The following is a 15729-nucleotide window of genomic DNA, read 5'->3' as shown; positions in this document are numbered from 1 at the left end:
TCTACCACACTATGATAGATCAGGATTTGACGGATCCGACCATCATTCCTTTAACGAAATGGCGTTGAAGAAACGGATAAATCATGATAATCGGAATAGTAGCGACAATGATAACAGCCATTTTGATGCCCTCAGGTGAGGTGTGGGCCAAAGAGCTATAAACTGAGGAAGCCGGATCAATGCTGATATCGTCCGTCTCGAAGAGCTTCTTCAACATCACTTGCAGAGGCCATAATGACGGCTTGTTGATATAATACAGAGCGCTCATGTACGTATTCCAGTGCCCGACGGCGTAAAAAATCCCCAATGAGGCCATTACCGGTTTGGACAACGGCAGTACCATATTGACTATGATCCGCAGCTCGCCACACCCATCGATTCTGGAGGAATCTATCAGCTCCTGAGGCAGCTGCATAAAGAAGCTTCTCATCACGAAAAAGTTAAATGCGCTGATGGCCCCCGGAATCATAAGTGCCCATAAGGAGTTCATAAGCCCCAAATTTTTGATCAGGATAAAGTTTGGAATAAGAGGGGCACTGAATACCATAGTGAACAATACCATCATGACGATGTATTTACGTCCTACGAATTCCGGCCGCGACACCGGATAAGCGAGAGAAGCTGTCGCAATCAGATTAATGGCGGTGCCCAGTACCGTAATATAGACGGAAACACCGAACGCCCGCCAAATGGAATGATCGCTGAAAACGTACTGATAATTGATCGCGGTAAATTCCTTTGGCAGCAAGCCTACCCTGCCATTAATAATTGCTTCAGAGCTGCTAAAGGACTGGGCAATCACATTCAGAAACGGCAGAAACATAGCCAAAGCGAGAGCGGTCAGAAACAAAAGATTGAACACATTAAATAGATTCTGGCCGCGAGTATAGCGTACTCTCATCATCCCTACCTCCATAAAGAGCGATTAATACAGCGATTCACCGGTTGTTTTTTTGCTCAAAATGTTGCCGATGAGCACCAGAATGAGTCCAACTACCGACTTGAATAGCCCCACTGCTGTTGTATAGCTGTATTGCTGAGACAGCAGCCCCGCCTTATAGATATAAGTGTCCAGAATCTCCCCGTTCCCGGTATTAAGCGCGTTCAGGAATACCCATACCCGCTCGAAGCCAAGATCAAGAAATCTCCCGATATGGAGAAGGAACAAAATCATAATCGTCGGTATAAGAGACGGCAGTGTAATGGCTAAGGTTTGTTTCCAGCGCCCGGCTCCGTCTACTTCAGCAGCCTCATAAAGATCTGGGTTTATTCCTGCCAACGCGGCCAGATAAATGATCGTACCGTACCCGGAATCCCTCCAGATACCGGAACTGATCAAAATCGTGCGAATGTATGAATTTTCACCAAGAAAATAAATCGATTCAAAGCCGAAAGCTTGTAAAGCCTGATTCACAATCCCTGTTCCTGGGGAGAGGATACCCAAGGCGATACCGCTGACAATTACCCAAGATAGGAAATGGGGCATATAAACCACCGTTTGCAAAAACCGTTTGTAAAACACAAGCCGAATTTCATTCAGCAGAAGCGCAAGCAATATTGGAGCCGGAAAGGCGAATATAAGATCATACAAGCCTAGCAGAATTGTATTGCTCAAGATTCTTCCGAAATCCTGGTATTGGAACATCGTCCTAAAGTGCTCGAGTCCCACCCATTCACTGCCTGTAAAGCCTTTAAAAATATTGTAGTTCTGAAACGCAATAACTGAACCAGCCAACGGCAAGTACTTGAAAATAATAAAATACAAGATCCCGGGAATCGCAATCACATAGAGTGCTCTGAATTTCCACATGTTTAAAAGCAAGGACCTTTTCGTGTCGGCTTTGTAGTTAATAAGGTCAACCCCAGTTAACTTAGCTTTCATAACCGTTTCCTATAGGTCCTGTTTTCAGCAGGTTCGCCGGAGCATTCTCATCCAGGGGAATTTCTAGAAATTCGACGGTAATAAATCGTTCCTCCCGTTCAATAATTCGGGATAACTCCCGCGTGAATACGGTGACTATCTCCTCCTTCTGCTCACTCGTTCGGCCTTCGTACATCCTAATCTCAATATGTGGCATCGGCTTTCCTCCATTTCCTTAAATAGTGAATGAATCTAACCTCATTCTACCTACAATAAAGCGCTTGCAATATGGAGTTTCTATGAGTGAGCTTGTGTTTTCTTTAGGGTATAATCGGTAACGGCCAACCCTCTACTACTACATGATCATTTTTGAAATAATTGCAACTTATACTGTCAATAAGATTCCCCTGCAGGATGATCCCTTTTCCAGCAAGAAGTCGAATACCGTTCGTATTGCCAATCAGCGAATTTGCGATCAATTGAACGTCCTGCGGGTCGCCCGCTCCGATATCATTTGCTTTGCTGTCGCCGGGATCATGCTCAAGGGATACAGCCCAATAATTCGACGCGGTGTTGTTGCGAATGATATTCTCCTTAATGATAGTACCTGGCCCGTTCAAAATCTGAATGCCCTTGGCGTTCTCTATATGCGTTGTATTCTCAATCACATTTCGCTCAATGACTGTATCCGGGGTGCCCATAGTTACATTGATTCCTTCTCTTGTATTACGAATCGTATTGTCATGGATATAGTTACGCGGTCCTGACTTACTGTGATTGCTGGGTGCTGTACCCCCGGTGTTTCCCAGTCCGATCGCCGCGCCGTAGGGAATATCGCTAATCACATTGCCGTATATCTCGTTCAAATATTCGAGTTCTCCGTGCAGATCGATGGCATCCAGCTTTGTATTCATAAACTGATTGTTTCGCAGGACATTGTTATGGGCAACAAATTGGATCAGCGCCCCATGCCGCAAATAAGGGCCTTCGAAATGGGAGTCCTCCACAACATTCCAAACCGTGTCGTTCTCATACCCGTTGCGATCCTGCTTGGCCATGCCCTGAATCGACACACCATAGCCAGCACCGCCCGGACCTACATCTGTCGCATTTCGGAACGTGCTGCGGCGTACGACGATATCACGGCTGTTGTCGATACGCACACCCATACGTGAATACTTCTCTACAGTAACTCCATCAACCGTGACGTTGTATGACGGAACCTCACCAAAATTTGCGATGGTAATCATGCTGTCGGGACCACCGGCGTCCGGGTTGTTCACTTTGTGATCCGTCGTGTAGACACCGTTCCATGTAGAAGTCAATGTGAGATTAGTTATGGACAGATCATGCTGTCCGGATACTTTCATCAGGGCGCTGTTTTTTACCTTATTGAGAGATGTCTTGAGGATGGTTGTTGATTGATCCTCACCGCGAAGGTTTACTCCTGACTTGAGCTTCAAATTGACAAGAGTATCCAATGTTGAGTTCAAATTATAAACCCCAGACGGCAAATAGACCTCATCGCCGGGCTCAGCACTGTTTATGGCAGCTTGAATAGCAATACCGTCATCTGTGTCGTTATCGGCGAGATCAGCATTATAGTCCAGCACGTTCAAGATGCGCCCAGTGGTAGTAGGTGAGGAATGAACCGGATGCACCGTACCCTCAGGTTCGGTTAATCCGGGAGCTGTGAATGGGATCGGTTCCCGGGGGGGATTAGGTGTGTAGTTCGGGATGCTGGCTACAGGTGTATCGCCATTTGCGAACGGCGCATAGATGTTTACCTCCGATAAACTTGTAAACGCGCTGCCATCAGAATTTCCAAGACCCACGATCCGCACATATCTGGCTTCTGTGTCAGGAAGATCAAAAGGTTGCATCTCTATGGTTCTGTACATGCTTGCACCAGTCCATATGGTAGTCCAAGCCAAACCGTCATTTGAAGTTTCGATACTCAATTGAGCCGTACGCGTGTCACCTTTATAAACGGCAATACCTAAATAACTGATCTGCTTCCGTTCGCCTAAATCGTATTGGACCCACGGGCTGTTACCTGCGGCGGACCAACGGGTGAACAAGTTATTATCGATGGTATTCGTTGCGATATTGCCATCGCTGTCGCTGGCTGTCACGTTTGCAATCGCGTAAGGAATGATGGGTTCTGTAAGCGTTGACCACGTAAAAGAAAGCGGTACGGATGTATTGCCCGACTGATCCACCGCTTCAACCTTAAAGCTGTACGCCGTGCTAGGGCTAAGCCCAACGGCTGTATACATTGCACCGGTAACATTGGATAACAGGGTGTTATCCCGGTATACGCGATAGGAGCCGATACCTTGATTATCGCTGGCGGCCGGCCATGAAAGTTGAATGAACTCTGTACCTATATTGACAGCTTTCAGAGAACTTCCATCCGGCCAGGAAGGTTTCTCATGGTCGCTTGAAGGTGCAACCGCTTCTTGAACAACAAGCTGTGGACGGGGGTTGCTGTTGCCATTAGCTTCTTTCGAATAGACATTGAGGGAAATTCCAGTGCTTGCCGCATCACCAAGCAGAAAAGCGATATTACCGCCCGATGCGGACAATCTTTCTCTGACAAACTCGGACACATCGATGCTGTAAACCTGTGGAGCTCCTGATTTGTCTGCCGTTACGGTAAATTTCCCACTTAACGAAGCAATGGTCAGATCTGTGACAGGCGCATTGCTCCAAGTCAGCTCCGATTCAGTCCAATTTATATCCTTTAGGCCGAATAACGAAAGTTCGAGGTCCGCATTGGATGAACCCTTTTTGGCAGCAACATTAAAAATGTACCTGTTTACAGGATTGCTATATGAAGAGACATCAAATTTAAAATACACATATTTCTTGTTCTCGGCGCCAGAAGAAATACTGAACAATCCATTGCTGCTGCCCGTCGCGCTATTGAAGTTTACAGTGGGCTTGCTGCTGTCGATGACTGCATCGTCGCTCGGTGCCAGACTGGCTAGATCGCGATATACAACCTCATCATCAGGTGTTGTTGCCATTCGATTCTTTACATATTGATCCATAAAAGCCCAAGCCTCGGCGCTTGCTTGCTCAGCCGCTTCGCCTATAAAACCGTGACCTTGTTTAGGTACAATTTTTACATCGACCACTTTCACGCCTGCATCCTTCAATTGATTGGAGAACGTAATGCTGTCCGTGTATGGGATCGTTGCATCCACATCCCCATGGCGGATGAAAAAAGGCGGATCGTCCGGTGACGCATAAGTGCCAGGCATGGCCAACCTTGCCTGGTCTGGCACAGAGAACGCGTCGTTCCCGCCTAAAAGCGCTTTCACTGATTTATAGCTATTAGCGAAGTTTGTTGTAAAATCCGCTGGACCGTAGAGATCGACAACGGCTTGCACTTGATCAGAATATTGCTGCCAACCGCCATTCCCTGCCAAATCCGGAACATTTACGGTATGTCCTGTATCCAATGTGATTGTCTCGCCTGACTTAATTTTCCCAGTCGTACCGAGCAGTGAGGCCAGATGCCCCCCTGACGACGAACCCCATACACCGATCCGACTCGGGTCCAGATGGTATTCTGCCGCATGCGCGCGCAAGTAACGAATAGCAAGCTTCACATCCTGAATTTGCGCCGGGAATGGCGCTTCCGGGGTTAAGCGGTAATCCAGCGATACTCCGATATATCCTCGCTTGGTTACATAGTTGCAGATACTGGCAAGGGCTTGCTTCCGGTCTCCGTGATTCCAACCTCCGCCATGAATGTATACCATCACTGGCACGGGTGCTTGAGGCAGGATCTTGGGTACGGCAATCGAAGTATAAATCGGCCGCGTTCCAGCATTCCCAATCCGCACATCTTCATACAGCTTAACGCCTTCAGGAACCACAAACGGCTTAGGTTCAGCCGGTGTAGGGATTGGCACCGGTGTCTCTGCGGGTGGTATTCCGGGAATCGCTTGAGCTTTGAGGGCGACACTATCGATGTACATATTCGCGCTCATAAGCTCCCCCACACGAACCCGGATTTTGACGTTCGGGTTGTTGTCAGCTCCGCTGCCCAAGTTTTGGACTTTGAGTTGGTTCGGCTCACTGTTCTTTTGTTCCAGCGTTCCTGGGGGCAGCTTAAATTCCTCCAGCGTTGTCCAATTTATCCCTCCGTCACTTGACCATTCTAGAATGACGCTTCCTCCGATGTAGGAGGATGCCCGTGTATAATAACTCAATTGAAGATTGCGGTACCCCGTCGAATTCACTGGCAGCGCCAATGCATCCTTGCCATCGATTTTCACCAGATTCGGTACGGACGGGGCCGTGGACGAAACCGAAGTTTTCGCCATACTGTTTCCTTCGCCTTCCTGCAGCCAAGGCCCCGGAATGGCAATACCACCGGTAGATCCAAAATTGTCAGGGTCATCGAAGTTTTCCTCGTAGAGCGTAACATAGTCATCGGTTATTCCGTCTGCATAAACTACAGTAAGCGCTTGCATTTCCAAAGGCGAATATAACAAAGCCAAAGCCAACAGTACTCTAATGCCCACTCGAAAAGCTTTCCTATATAGTCCGTTTCTCAAATGAATTCCTCCCTGACATGGTATAGGTAATCACAAGCATTATGGAGTTCAAACCTCTTGTGAGATGCAGCTTATTAATGTCGGGACAAAATCACACCGTCGTTATTGTTATAACGTTCTGTTGCTTCCTTGACGACGTCACTTCCCCCTTTCTGCAGCCATTCCTCCACCACCTTCGGATAGTCGGAAATCGGCTTTTTTCCGTATACCATATTGATCACATGCGTCAATATAACTGGTGGCAATTTATCTCCACCTGGGGTGATGTCCGGGTTTTTCTGATAGCCTTTTACTTGCGGTTCAAATTGAATCCCGTCGCGTCCCTCATTCGCAAGTACTGTGTCGTAGAGCTTCATCAAATCTTTTCCTTCGGGTGTGAGACTAAGCGCACCTTTATTGTAGGTAGTATCCTGTACGAACCACAGCAGGATTTGACGGAACGTTTCTTCATCAACTTCATCAGCTGTTTTCGGTCTGTTATAGTTAATATTTCCGTTCTCTACAGTGTAGTTTTCCCCTTCAATTCCGAAGGTAAAAAACTTCTCCGCTTCGTCACTAACCATCCAGTTGAAAAACTTGACGATCCCGGCAGGGTCTTTCGCATTCTTGTTAATTAAATACGCTCGCGGCACCGTACCGACAAGACGAAGTCCCCCCTTACCGTCTGGCCCTGTGGGCGAGGCGATCAGCTTCATTTTACCAGTAGGCACCTGTTCTCTTAGCTGCTGATCCCATTGGATCAACAGGTTCGCATTCATGTTCCAGATGCCCGCCTTGCCTGCAAGAATATCGTTCTTAAATTTCGTGGGATTAATTGTGACGAATTCCTTGTTGATCAGTCCTTCGTCGAACATTGTCTTGTACGTTTGGATCGTCTTTTGCATATTTTCGATATTCATAAATTTCGGGACAATTTGATCCCCTTGTTTCATAAAGAAATTAGCAAAGGTATCGTAAGATCCGAAGAACATATCCGAATATACAAAGTCCTCCCGGCCCATATAAGGATTCTCCACACCCAGCTTCTTAAAAGCACGCATGACATTCAGGAAGTCATCTACTGTTTTAGGCTCTGGCAGCCCTGTTTGTTCCAAAAGATCCGCACGAATCCAAGTTGCCCGGCGTGACGGATTGGACAGCCATTCCGGAATCGCATAGATATTACCTTTCGCATCGGTCTCCTTCTCCCATGCCTCCTTCGGGACTTTCTTGAGAAGATCCTGCCCATACTGCTCAAGCAATTCATTTAGGGGCATGAATACTCCGGCCTCCACGGAACCTGCCAACTGAGGGTTCGTCAGCCCAGAGCTTGCTTGCACGACATCCGGAATGTCGTTGATCGCGAACATTTGAATCATTTGCGAATCAAAATTTTTCTGCTGCATCAAACGGATGTTAAGATCTGTATTTGTAAGTTCCTCCAGCTTTTTGACCCATTTGTCATCATTGATATTCGGATGATTGTCTGCATACGAAATGTTTCCGCTCCGGAACGATATGGAGAAAGCAGTGGTTTTTTCCGGACTCTCCCCTGCTTGTTCTTCTCCTCCCTTATTAGAAGAGGAACATCCATTCATAGAGGCGGCTAATAATGAAACTCCCACCATGGTAAGCATCCAACGCTTCATTTCCATCAACTCCCTATTATAAAATTGGGGACACTTCGGTAGAATGACTAGAAGTTCGGAGGGGTTCGGTCATGGGCCGCAACAGCTTTGCTAAATGCTCGCTCATTAGCGTGTGTCCATAATCGGAAGGATGAATAAGATCGGAGGTCAGCGAGGTTAGATCGCGCATGACTGATGCGCCATCCAGCAGATGTAGTTGTGGATGTTTATTGCTCTCATAGTAACGAAGCAGCACTTCGTTAAAAACCGCCTCTTGGACATGAAGAAGATGGCCTGTATCAAGAAAATACGTTGCACGATTCGGATAAATCGTAGTAACGAACACAGGTTTGTCAGGATGATTTTTGATAACCCGGTCCAGCATGTAAGACACTCTACGCTTGAATTCCTCTGGAGACACTACAGCACGCATATTGACACCAAGTTCCAGAAACAGAAAATCCCAATCCTCACGTTCAGCCAGATGATCGGCAACTACGTCCTCGCAATAACAAGATCCGCTAAGCGCAAGATTTAGCACATCCACACCAAGTCTGCGCGCTGTCTGCTGTAAGTAACCATTGAAATGATGCGTGGATCCCGCGCTCTGGCTGATGGAAGATCCATAGGCGAGCATCGTAAGCTTCGGTACCTCTTCCGGTCTAGGCGCACGTACTTCACAACCAAAAGCATCCACATCGTAGAAAACAGCTCCGAAACGATCAAAATGCAAACGCCATACGTTAGAGGAAAATCCAGACTGATTCAGCCGCTTACTTGATACCTCTGTAAAACGTTCCGGCTCCTCCAAGTGCAGAGTGGTTACCGTACCCGCCTGCAGAAAATGCTGAGAATGAAAAAAATCCCCTCTGCATACCACAACGCGGCCGTTACTATCATTCGATCCGACAGTGACCCTAACATGCTTGGATTCGGTGACAAACCGCAATTCGCAGCCGTTCGATTGTATAGCTTTGGTTCTTCCTTTCTCTGACAAGCCATTGCGCACATGCTGTGGAAAACGCTGGAGATGCAATCCAGATTGATAGGGTTTATGAACCAGCTCCGAAACATTGTGAAAATAAACGCCTTCCTTTTCCATCTTTGCAGCTACACCACCTTAATAAAATCGAGTTCGCGTTAACTCATATCTGACTTCTATTGCATCATATAATAACAACAAAAGCATAGTCAACAAGTTTTTATGTTTATTATGAGTCATATATGAGTCAATTCTTGTGCAACAAACAAATACTTCAACATACCAAAAAGCACAGATTCAGAATTGAACCTGTGCCGGGATTTTCACATAAACTTTCAGTCCTCAAGAGTGCTGAGTCTCCTGATTTACCGCATTCAATATTTCCTCAAGCCTGCGGCATAACTCGTCGTTGTCCAGTAGACCTGAAACAAACATCATGATATCACGTTGAATCTCTTTCAACTGGAGGTTGCTCAAACCCAGCTCTGTAACCAGACGATAGGTAGGGAAGATCTCACGGTAAAGCTGAAAACGGGCCGGACGATACCCCACTTCCTCACCTTCCCAATCCATCACCAAACGGTTGGCTGCAATATTCAGCGTTTTGCGCCTAATGATCAGTTGCGCCTCGTGTGAGGTGAGAAAATCAACGAGCAGCATGGATGCATCCTTGTTCTGTGATTTGCTGTTAACCGCCAGTCCATTTATAATCAGCAGCGTATCAGCATTTTGCAGCCGCGGCAATGGAGCAATATCGAATGCCAAATCGGATTGACGCAATTGATTCAAGAAGTAATAGGTCGTCATAATCATGGACACTTTGCCTTGCAAGAACAAGGCTTCCGCATCCGCATCGCTCTCGGACAATACGGCTGGAAATACATCCTTCATGCCTATCAGCTTACGAATGGTTCCTAAACTGTCGAGTAGCTTTGAGCCACTGAACCGGAATTTGCCTTCGTCATCCTGTTCTGCCGCAAACGTCGTACCGCTCTGAAGCAGGAACAACGGCCACCGGTTACGAGAAGGCAAATAAAAATAAAAACCATACCAGTCATGACCTTCAGCTACCTTTCGACCATTAGCGAACAAATCGTCCCAGGTCCAGCTACTGTCTGGTGGTGATACGCCGGCTTCCTTAAAGTGCTGTTTATTATAACAAAGCACGACTGGAGAATAAATGAAGGGGCGAACGCGATTACGGTCACCATACCGGAACGGGTCGGAAAGAAAACGATACGTGTCCGGCTGTTCCTCCATCGGCTCCAGCAGCTCCGTACAGCCTTGCTCCAAAAAATCCTGATAATTGTTATTATTCATCAGTACGACATCCATGATTTCCGACTGCAAATATTCCTTCAAAGATGTCGAGTAGTTTCCTGAAGACAACTCGAGCGGCTGAACGTCGATATGCGGATAGCGTTTGCCGAACTCATTCAGTAGCTCTTGCATCTCTACAAGCTTGGGGATGGTGTTCACATATCCGAACTTGATCGTCGTTCTGCCTTCCTCTACGGGGGGAATTACCCGATTGCCAACACGCGGAATTTTCTCAATTAAGCCTTCATCCACCAGCACCTTGAGCCCGTTGCGCACAGAAGCGTTGCTAAGTCCGAAGCGCACCTCTAAGTCGCTTTCTGAAGGAAGATAACTGCCGATCGCTATACTTCCCGAATGAATTTCATGTCGCAAGGTTTGAATCATTTCCTCTAGCCTGATACGGAAAAATTTTCTGCTATTCCTTTTCTGCATTGGGTTTCCTCGCCATCTTCCGATTAATCGAGCCCATAGGGACAAGTTTATATAGTATTCATCATACTGAAATCCTTTGGGAACGACAAGTATCGGAGTCTGGCCCCATATAGCGTATGTTCTGCACCCACGGTGTCATACAGAGCGGTCAATACACCGTAATCCTCTTAATACCCCATATAACTCTCCAAACCGGCTGGATCTATAATGAGCATTTGCTTGTTTCCGATTAGCTCAATAAGACCTGAATCTTCAAACCTTGAGAATTTTCTGCTAATAGTTTCGCGGGTGACCCCAACATAACTGGCCAGCTCTTCACGAGACAACGGAAGGTCAATATGAATATGAGTGCCACGCTGCTTACCATATTTGTCGCTGAGTTCCATGATCATATAAGCAATTCGTATTTCGGGATCTTTGGTCGCCAGGCTTTGCGCCAGATTTTCCGTATGGGCTAGTCTTTTGGTCACACTCTTCAGTAGTCTGAGCGAAATATCCGGATTATCCCTCATCAGCTGCTCCATATCCGTTCGGGTCAGCATGCAAATGTTAGTGTCTTTCAGAGCATAAGCACTGAAGTTACTCAGCTCATCGCTGTTAAAAATGCTCAGTTCCCCGAAAAAGTCTCCATTCGTCAAGATGTGCAAAATTTGTTCCTTGCCCTCAGGAGTTGTTTTGGATAATTTAACATGCCCTCGCTGAATAATGTACAGCGTATCTGACGGCGCCCCTTCCAGAATTAAAGGTTGACCTTTAGTAAACTTACGATGCTTGATCATAGCGCTGATCCGGGAGAGATCGTCATCGCTTAACGCAGCAAAAATAGGCACCTTGCGGGTACAAGGTTCAGCAGCGTATTGGCAAGAATACTCCTTCATAACTGTCCCCCCTGTTGTTCATTTTTTTGTACAACTCCTACTTTCCTTTAGGATACAGAAGTTTTTTTATCTTCAACCGGCGCAAAATGACTGGTATCTTCACCGCATACCGGACAGACCCAATCTTCAGGCAAATCTTCAAATGCAGTGCCTGCAACAACATCCTCATCGGGATCGCCTAATGCCGGATCATAGATATAACCACAGGGTAGACAAATGTATTTTTTCATCTTTATCATCTCCTAAAAAGTTAATAGTTTAGTTCAACCTGGTTTGTACTTCAGCCATAATCTCCTCGATGCTACTCCTGTTAACATCGATCCCCTCAAGGGAGATGCCATACTCTACAGCGGTTTTATACCCAAGAGAAGCAGCTGCACCTTGCCAGGATATCGCACCGATCATTGTGTTATCTTTCACATAGATACGCGTAAACGCCCCATTGTCATCTCCGCTTACCGCCGTATCGCAACACTGTTCATCCACGTTGCCTATCGAAAATAAAGAGATACCAAAGGCGGTAAACAAGGTAACCGGAACAGCTCTACGATACGCCGTCAGATTGGCGACCATATTACTGCCGGCAATCCTGCCCTGCTCAATCGCTCCGCCCCACAGTCCTTCCACATGCCCGTTAATTTCAGCCACATCTCCGGCTGCATACACATGCGGATCATTTGTTTGCATTTGTTCATTTACGATAATGCCCTGCCGGACTTGAATATTCGAGCCACTTACCAGTTTCGTATTCGGTACAATACCAATAGAGTAGACTACATGGTCACAGGAAAAATGAGATTGGTCGTGCAGCGTAATTCCGGTAACATACTCAGTTCCTGTTATAGACGCTACATCAGCTCGAAGAATAACCTTCACACCTGCTTGTTCAAGGTTCTCTTTAAGGAGCTGTGAGGATTTCTCATCAAGCTGTCTGCCCATCAACCGGTGAAAAGCTTCGATCACCGTTACCTGATATCCCGCTTCATGCAGCGCCCAAGCGGTTTCGATTCCCTGCACTCCCCCACCGATTACGGCTACATGGCTGCCATCCTGCAGGTTTTCTTTCAATCTGTCCGCGTCGTTCATATCCCGGAGGGTATGAACATTGTTCAGGGCGAAGCCCTCAAGGGAGAGTGCACGATTCTTCGCTCCCATACACAATAAAAGCTTATGATAAGAAACACTCTGCCCATCTTCTGTCACAACTATTTGCCGGTCCGGGTGGACAGAACGGATTCGGGTCGAGGTTTTTACGGAGATACGGTTATCGCGGTACCATTTTTCCTTTTTAATCAGCACCTTCTCACTGTGCAGGTCGGTAAACAGCCCTTTGGTCAGCTTAATCCGGTTATAGGGCAGTTGACTTTCCTCCCCGAGGATCGAAATTTCCGATTCTGCGTCTTGATCACGGATGGCTTTGGCGGCATGGACGGCGGCTACTCCTCCGCCAACAATAACGTAATGTTTTGTCATCCTATGTTCCTCCTCCCTAAAATGAACTCAGCAGCAAATCCGAAACAAATTCAGCCGCATTTTTAATTTTTTGAACTTTCTCAGGCTCTTTCGGGGAAAATCTGATTCGTACAGGGAACTCTACATGTGTCATCCCCGTGGTTTTAATAACCTCAGATGTGCTTTGCACCGTCATGTTTGTTCCATTCAGATAATCCTGAATGACTTCAATGGCTTCACCACTCCAGCCGTAGGAGCCAAAGGCTGCAGCAAGTTTACCTTCCAGATTCATATTGTGCAATTCTTTCAGAATGTTCTCCAGGTTCCCAATCATGTCCGCGTATTTAGTGGAGCTGCCAATAAAGACCGCGTCCGCTGACGTTATGCTGTTCAGAATATCAGTGGCACTACTTTTATCTGCATCCCAGACCTCTGTCTCTATATTATTTTCCTGCAAGCAATCCTGTATGATTTTGGCCATCTTCTTGGTACTGTTTTTGATGGTGGTATATACGATGGTTGCCTTTTTTCCTTGCGTCGTTTCACGGCTCAATGTGGCGTACATCCCGATATATTTACGTATGTCCTTCCGGATCACAAATCCATGGGAAGGAGCGATCATCCGGATCTCAAGATCCTTAACAGCCTCTAACAGGGTTCTTACATATCTTCTGTGAGGATGAATAATTGCTGCGTAATAGCCCTCGAAATCTTCCGTAATATCAAACCCGGCTTCATCGCTGAATAGATTCTCCACCGCAACATGCGTGCTGAAAATATCACAAGGAAATAAGATTTGATCTTCGATACAATAGGTGATCATCGTTTCTGCGGTATGGAGATACGGTGTTTCTTTAAACAGCAGCGTTTTCCCGCCAATATCCAGCTTATCTCCGTCTTTAACCACCAGGAAGTTCCGGCTATGAAGCTTGTACATTTCCTGCAATTCGGGAACAGCAATCTCGGTGCATACGATCGTGGCATTTGCAGCCTTGGCAGCGAGAGCTGCCAGTCCACCAGAGTGATCAGGCTCTGTATGATTAATTACAATGTAATGGATATCTAGAAGATCAATCATTTCACCCAGACACTCGGCATATTCACGTCCGAATTCCATATCTACGGTATCAATGACAGTTGGCTTACCTGTTTTTAATAAATAAGAATTATAGGTAGTTCCTTTTGCCAGAATCAGGCGGTGAAATGGAACCGGGCGGTTATCGATTTTGCCTATCCAGTAAGTATCCTCGGCGATTTTTTTGAATTGTGTACTCATTTCTTTAACCTCCAATGTTTGATTGATAATGTTTATCAACAACCTTATTTTATTATGGCTGCCAAACAAAAAAGAGGATTTGAATCAAATTATAAAAGTTTGAAAAAAATGAATACCTTAAATTTAGACGATCTAAATAAAGTGATTATGCGTTGAGTCACATTTTAAATAAAAAGCCACACAAATGTTTGCACTTCGCCTTAAAGAAAGAATAACCCATAACAACTTTATGCCATATCCTAATGAAAATAATAAAAAGGTGGATATCCATGACTGAAATACAAATAGCTGCTGTGGGAGATCTAATGGTCAAACGTTATATTATTTCGGATGCTAAACAGCCTGACGGAACCTATTCGTTCAGCCCCCTGTTTGCAAAAGTAGCTCCTTATCTGAAACAGGCTGATTTAACGATTGGCAATCTCGAAACCACCTTTGCTGGAAGTGGCCCCGAATGCCGGAAAAGTCCCCGATCAGGCGGTCCGATATTCAAATGTCCAGACGAACTGGCCCCTGCACTTAAGGAAGCCGGATTCGACGTATTAGTAACGGCCAACAATCATTGCATGGATTATGGTGCCCCGGGTCTGGTTCGGACGTTACGAGTTCTGGACCGTAATGGAATCGACCACACGGGAACAGCTAAATCATTAGAAGAATCCAAGAGAACGCTTATTAAAAACGTCAAAGGAATTACGATTGGCATCCTCTCCTACACAGCAGGAACCAACCGAATTCCTGTACCAGTGAGTAAGCCATGGCTGGTTAACCGGATATCTACGCCCAAGATCATTCGGGAGATTCGAGATTTAAAAAAGAAAGTCGATCTAGTCTTGCTTTATCTGCATTTCGGAAGCGAATATCGTTACACTCCAAACAAGAGGCAAAAAGAGCTGGTCAATCTCTTCTTTAAAAATGGCGCCGACATCATACTGGGGTCTCACCCACATGTTCTTCAACCGTTAGCGCTTCGTGGAAAAAAACAATTCGTTATTTACTCATTGGGGAATTTTGTTTCGACTAAACTAATGAATATTCCTTATACACAAAGCGGTATCATTCTTACGCTTAAAATAAAGAAGGATGAAAAAGGACACACGAGTATAACTAACGTAGGTTACATCCCGACTTGTGTAGATCGAAGAATAAAAAGCGGCAGGAAAATTACAGAGATCATCCCCATCCGCGACGCATTAAAGAGAAGCGACACCGACATAAAAACAGAACGGCGAAATCTCATGAATCGAATGTTGAAACATACGACAACAATCTTAAAGAGGGAATAGAGTCGTTACAGAAAAATAACGTTCCGCGGAATTTACCGCGGAACGTTATAGATTTAGACCT

12 protein-coding genes are annotated in these 15729 nt (G+C 46.0%); 1 reads left to right on the top strand and 11 read right to left on the bottom strand.

The window, feature by feature from the left end:
- Positions 1–19: 19 nt before the first annotated feature.
- The 11 genes from MHH89_RS01960 to MHH89_RS01910 all read right to left on the bottom strand — a co-directional run bounded on the left by MHH89_RS01960 (position 20) and on the right by MHH89_RS01910 (position 14382).
- Positions 20–904, bottom strand: a complete 885-nt coding sequence (locus MHH89_RS01960) for a carbohydrate ABC transporter permease (protein ID WP_139329962.1) — start codon at positions 902–904, stop codon at positions 20–22.
- 21 nt (positions 905–925) lie between these two features.
- Complete coding sequence (locus MHH89_RS01955) at positions 926–1882, bottom strand: ABC transporter permease (protein WP_076309869.1); 957 nt, start codon at positions 1880–1882, stop codon at positions 926–928.
- Positions 1872–2078: a tautomerase family protein gene (locus MHH89_RS01950; protein WP_076218078.1), complete on the bottom strand. Its 207-nt coding sequence runs from the start codon at positions 2076–2078 to the stop codon at positions 1872–1874. The genes MHH89_RS01955 and MHH89_RS01950 overlap by 11 nt, the downstream gene beginning before the upstream one ends.
- Positions 2079–2181: 103 nt before the next feature.
- Complete coding sequence (locus tag MHH89_RS01945) at positions 2182–6435, bottom strand: alpha/beta hydrolase fold domain-containing protein (RefSeq protein ID WP_312150991.1); 4254 nt, start codon at positions 6433–6435, stop codon at positions 2182–2184.
- 74 nt (positions 6436–6509) lie between these two features.
- Positions 6510–8063, bottom strand: a complete 1554-nt coding sequence (locus tag MHH89_RS01940) for an extracellular solute-binding protein (protein ID WP_076309867.1) — start codon at positions 8061–8063, stop codon at positions 6510–6512.
- A 16-nt stretch (positions 8064–8079) separates the two neighbouring features.
- Positions 8080–9144, bottom strand: coding sequence for an SGNH/GDSL hydrolase family protein (locus MHH89_RS01935; protein WP_341086177.1), 1065 nt, complete (start codon positions 9142–9144; stop codon positions 8080–8082).
- Positions 9145–9366: 222 nt separating this feature from the next.
- A complete protein-coding gene (locus tag MHH89_RS01930; protein ID WP_076133614.1) occupies positions 9367–10776 on the bottom strand; it encodes an extracellular solute-binding protein in 1410 nt (469 codons plus the stop codon).
- Between the two features lie 167 nt (positions 10777–10943).
- Entirely contained in the window at positions 10944–11654 is a 711-nt protein-coding gene (locus MHH89_RS01925) for a Crp/Fnr family transcriptional regulator (protein WP_051491610.1), read from the bottom strand.
- Positions 11655–11701: 47 nt separating this feature from the next.
- Positions 11702–11884: a rubredoxin gene (gene rd, locus MHH89_RS01920; RefSeq protein WP_076130123.1), complete on the bottom strand. Its 183-nt coding sequence runs from the start codon at positions 11882–11884 to the stop codon at positions 11702–11704.
- Between the two features lie 28 nt (positions 11885–11912).
- The gene (locus MHH89_RS01915) at positions 11913–13127 is read right to left on the bottom strand and encodes an NAD(P)/FAD-dependent oxidoreductase (RefSeq protein WP_076309865.1); all 1215 of its coding nucleotides are present in this window, start codon (positions 13125–13127) and stop codon (positions 11913–11915) included.
- Between the two features lie 16 nt (positions 13128–13143).
- The gene (locus tag MHH89_RS01910; protein ID WP_076309864.1) at positions 13144–14382 is read right to left on the bottom strand and encodes an FprA family A-type flavoprotein; all 1239 of its coding nucleotides are present in this window, start codon (positions 14380–14382) and stop codon (positions 13144–13146) included.
- 269 nt (positions 14383–14651) lie between these two features.
- On the opposite strand from MHH89_RS01910, the gene MHH89_RS01905 reads away from it, so the two are divergent.
- Entirely contained in the window at positions 14652–15668 is a 1017-nt protein-coding gene (locus MHH89_RS01905) for a CapA family protein (protein WP_076130122.1), read from the top strand.
- The last annotated feature ends 61 nt before the right edge of the window (positions 15669–15729 follow it).

It is taken from the genome of Paenibacillus sp. FSL H7-0323 (assembly GCF_038002725.1).
GTDB lineage: Bacteria > Bacillota > Bacilli > Paenibacillales > Paenibacillaceae > Paenibacillus_AQ > Paenibacillus_AQ odorifer.
Note: the sequence above shows the minus strand (reverse complement) of the source record. Positions and strands in the feature narration are given on the sequence as shown.

Bases quoted from the DNA above. Each gene is read 5' to 3' on its own strand.
- MHH89_RS01925 (WP_051491610.1), bottom strand. From the start codon at position 11,654: ATGAAGGAGTATTCTTGCCAATACGCTGCTGAACCTTGTACCCGCAAG.
- MHH89_RS01930 (WP_076133614.1), bottom strand. From the start codon at position 10,776: ATGCAGAAAAGGAATAGCAGAAAATTTTTCCGTATCAGGCTAGAGGAA.
- MHH89_RS01940 (WP_076309867.1), bottom strand. From the start codon at position 8,063: ATGAAGCGTTGGATGCTTACCATGGTGGGAGTTTCATTATTAGCCGCC.
- MHH89_RS01955 (WP_076309869.1), bottom strand. From the start codon at position 1,882: ATGAAAGCTAAGTTAACTGGGGTTGACCTTATTAACTACAAAGCCGAC.
- MHH89_RS01910 (WP_076309864.1), bottom strand. From the start codon at position 14,382: ATGAGTACACAATTCAAAAAAATCGCCGAGGATACTTACTGGATAGGC.
- MHH89_RS01915 (WP_076309865.1), bottom strand. From the start codon at position 13,127: ATGACAAAACATTACGTTATTGTTGGCGGAGGAGTAGCCGCCGTCCAT.
- rd (WP_076130123.1), bottom strand. From the start codon at position 11,884: ATGAAAAAATACATTTGTCTACCCTGTGGTTATATCTATGATCCGGCA.
- MHH89_RS01950 (WP_076218078.1), bottom strand. From the start codon at position 2,078: ATGCCACATATTGAGATTAGGATGTACGAAGGCCGAACGAGTGAGCAG.
- MHH89_RS01905 (WP_076130122.1), top strand. From the start codon at position 14,652: ATGACTGAAATACAAATAGCTGCTGTGGGAGATCTAATGGTCAAACGT.
- MHH89_RS01960 (WP_139329962.1), bottom strand. From the start codon at position 904: ATGATGAGAGTACGCTATACTCGCGGCCAGAATCTATTTAATGTGTTC.
- MHH89_RS01935 (WP_341086177.1), bottom strand. From the start codon at position 9,144: ATGGAAAAGGAAGGCGTTTATTTTCACAATGTTTCGGAGCTGGTTCAT.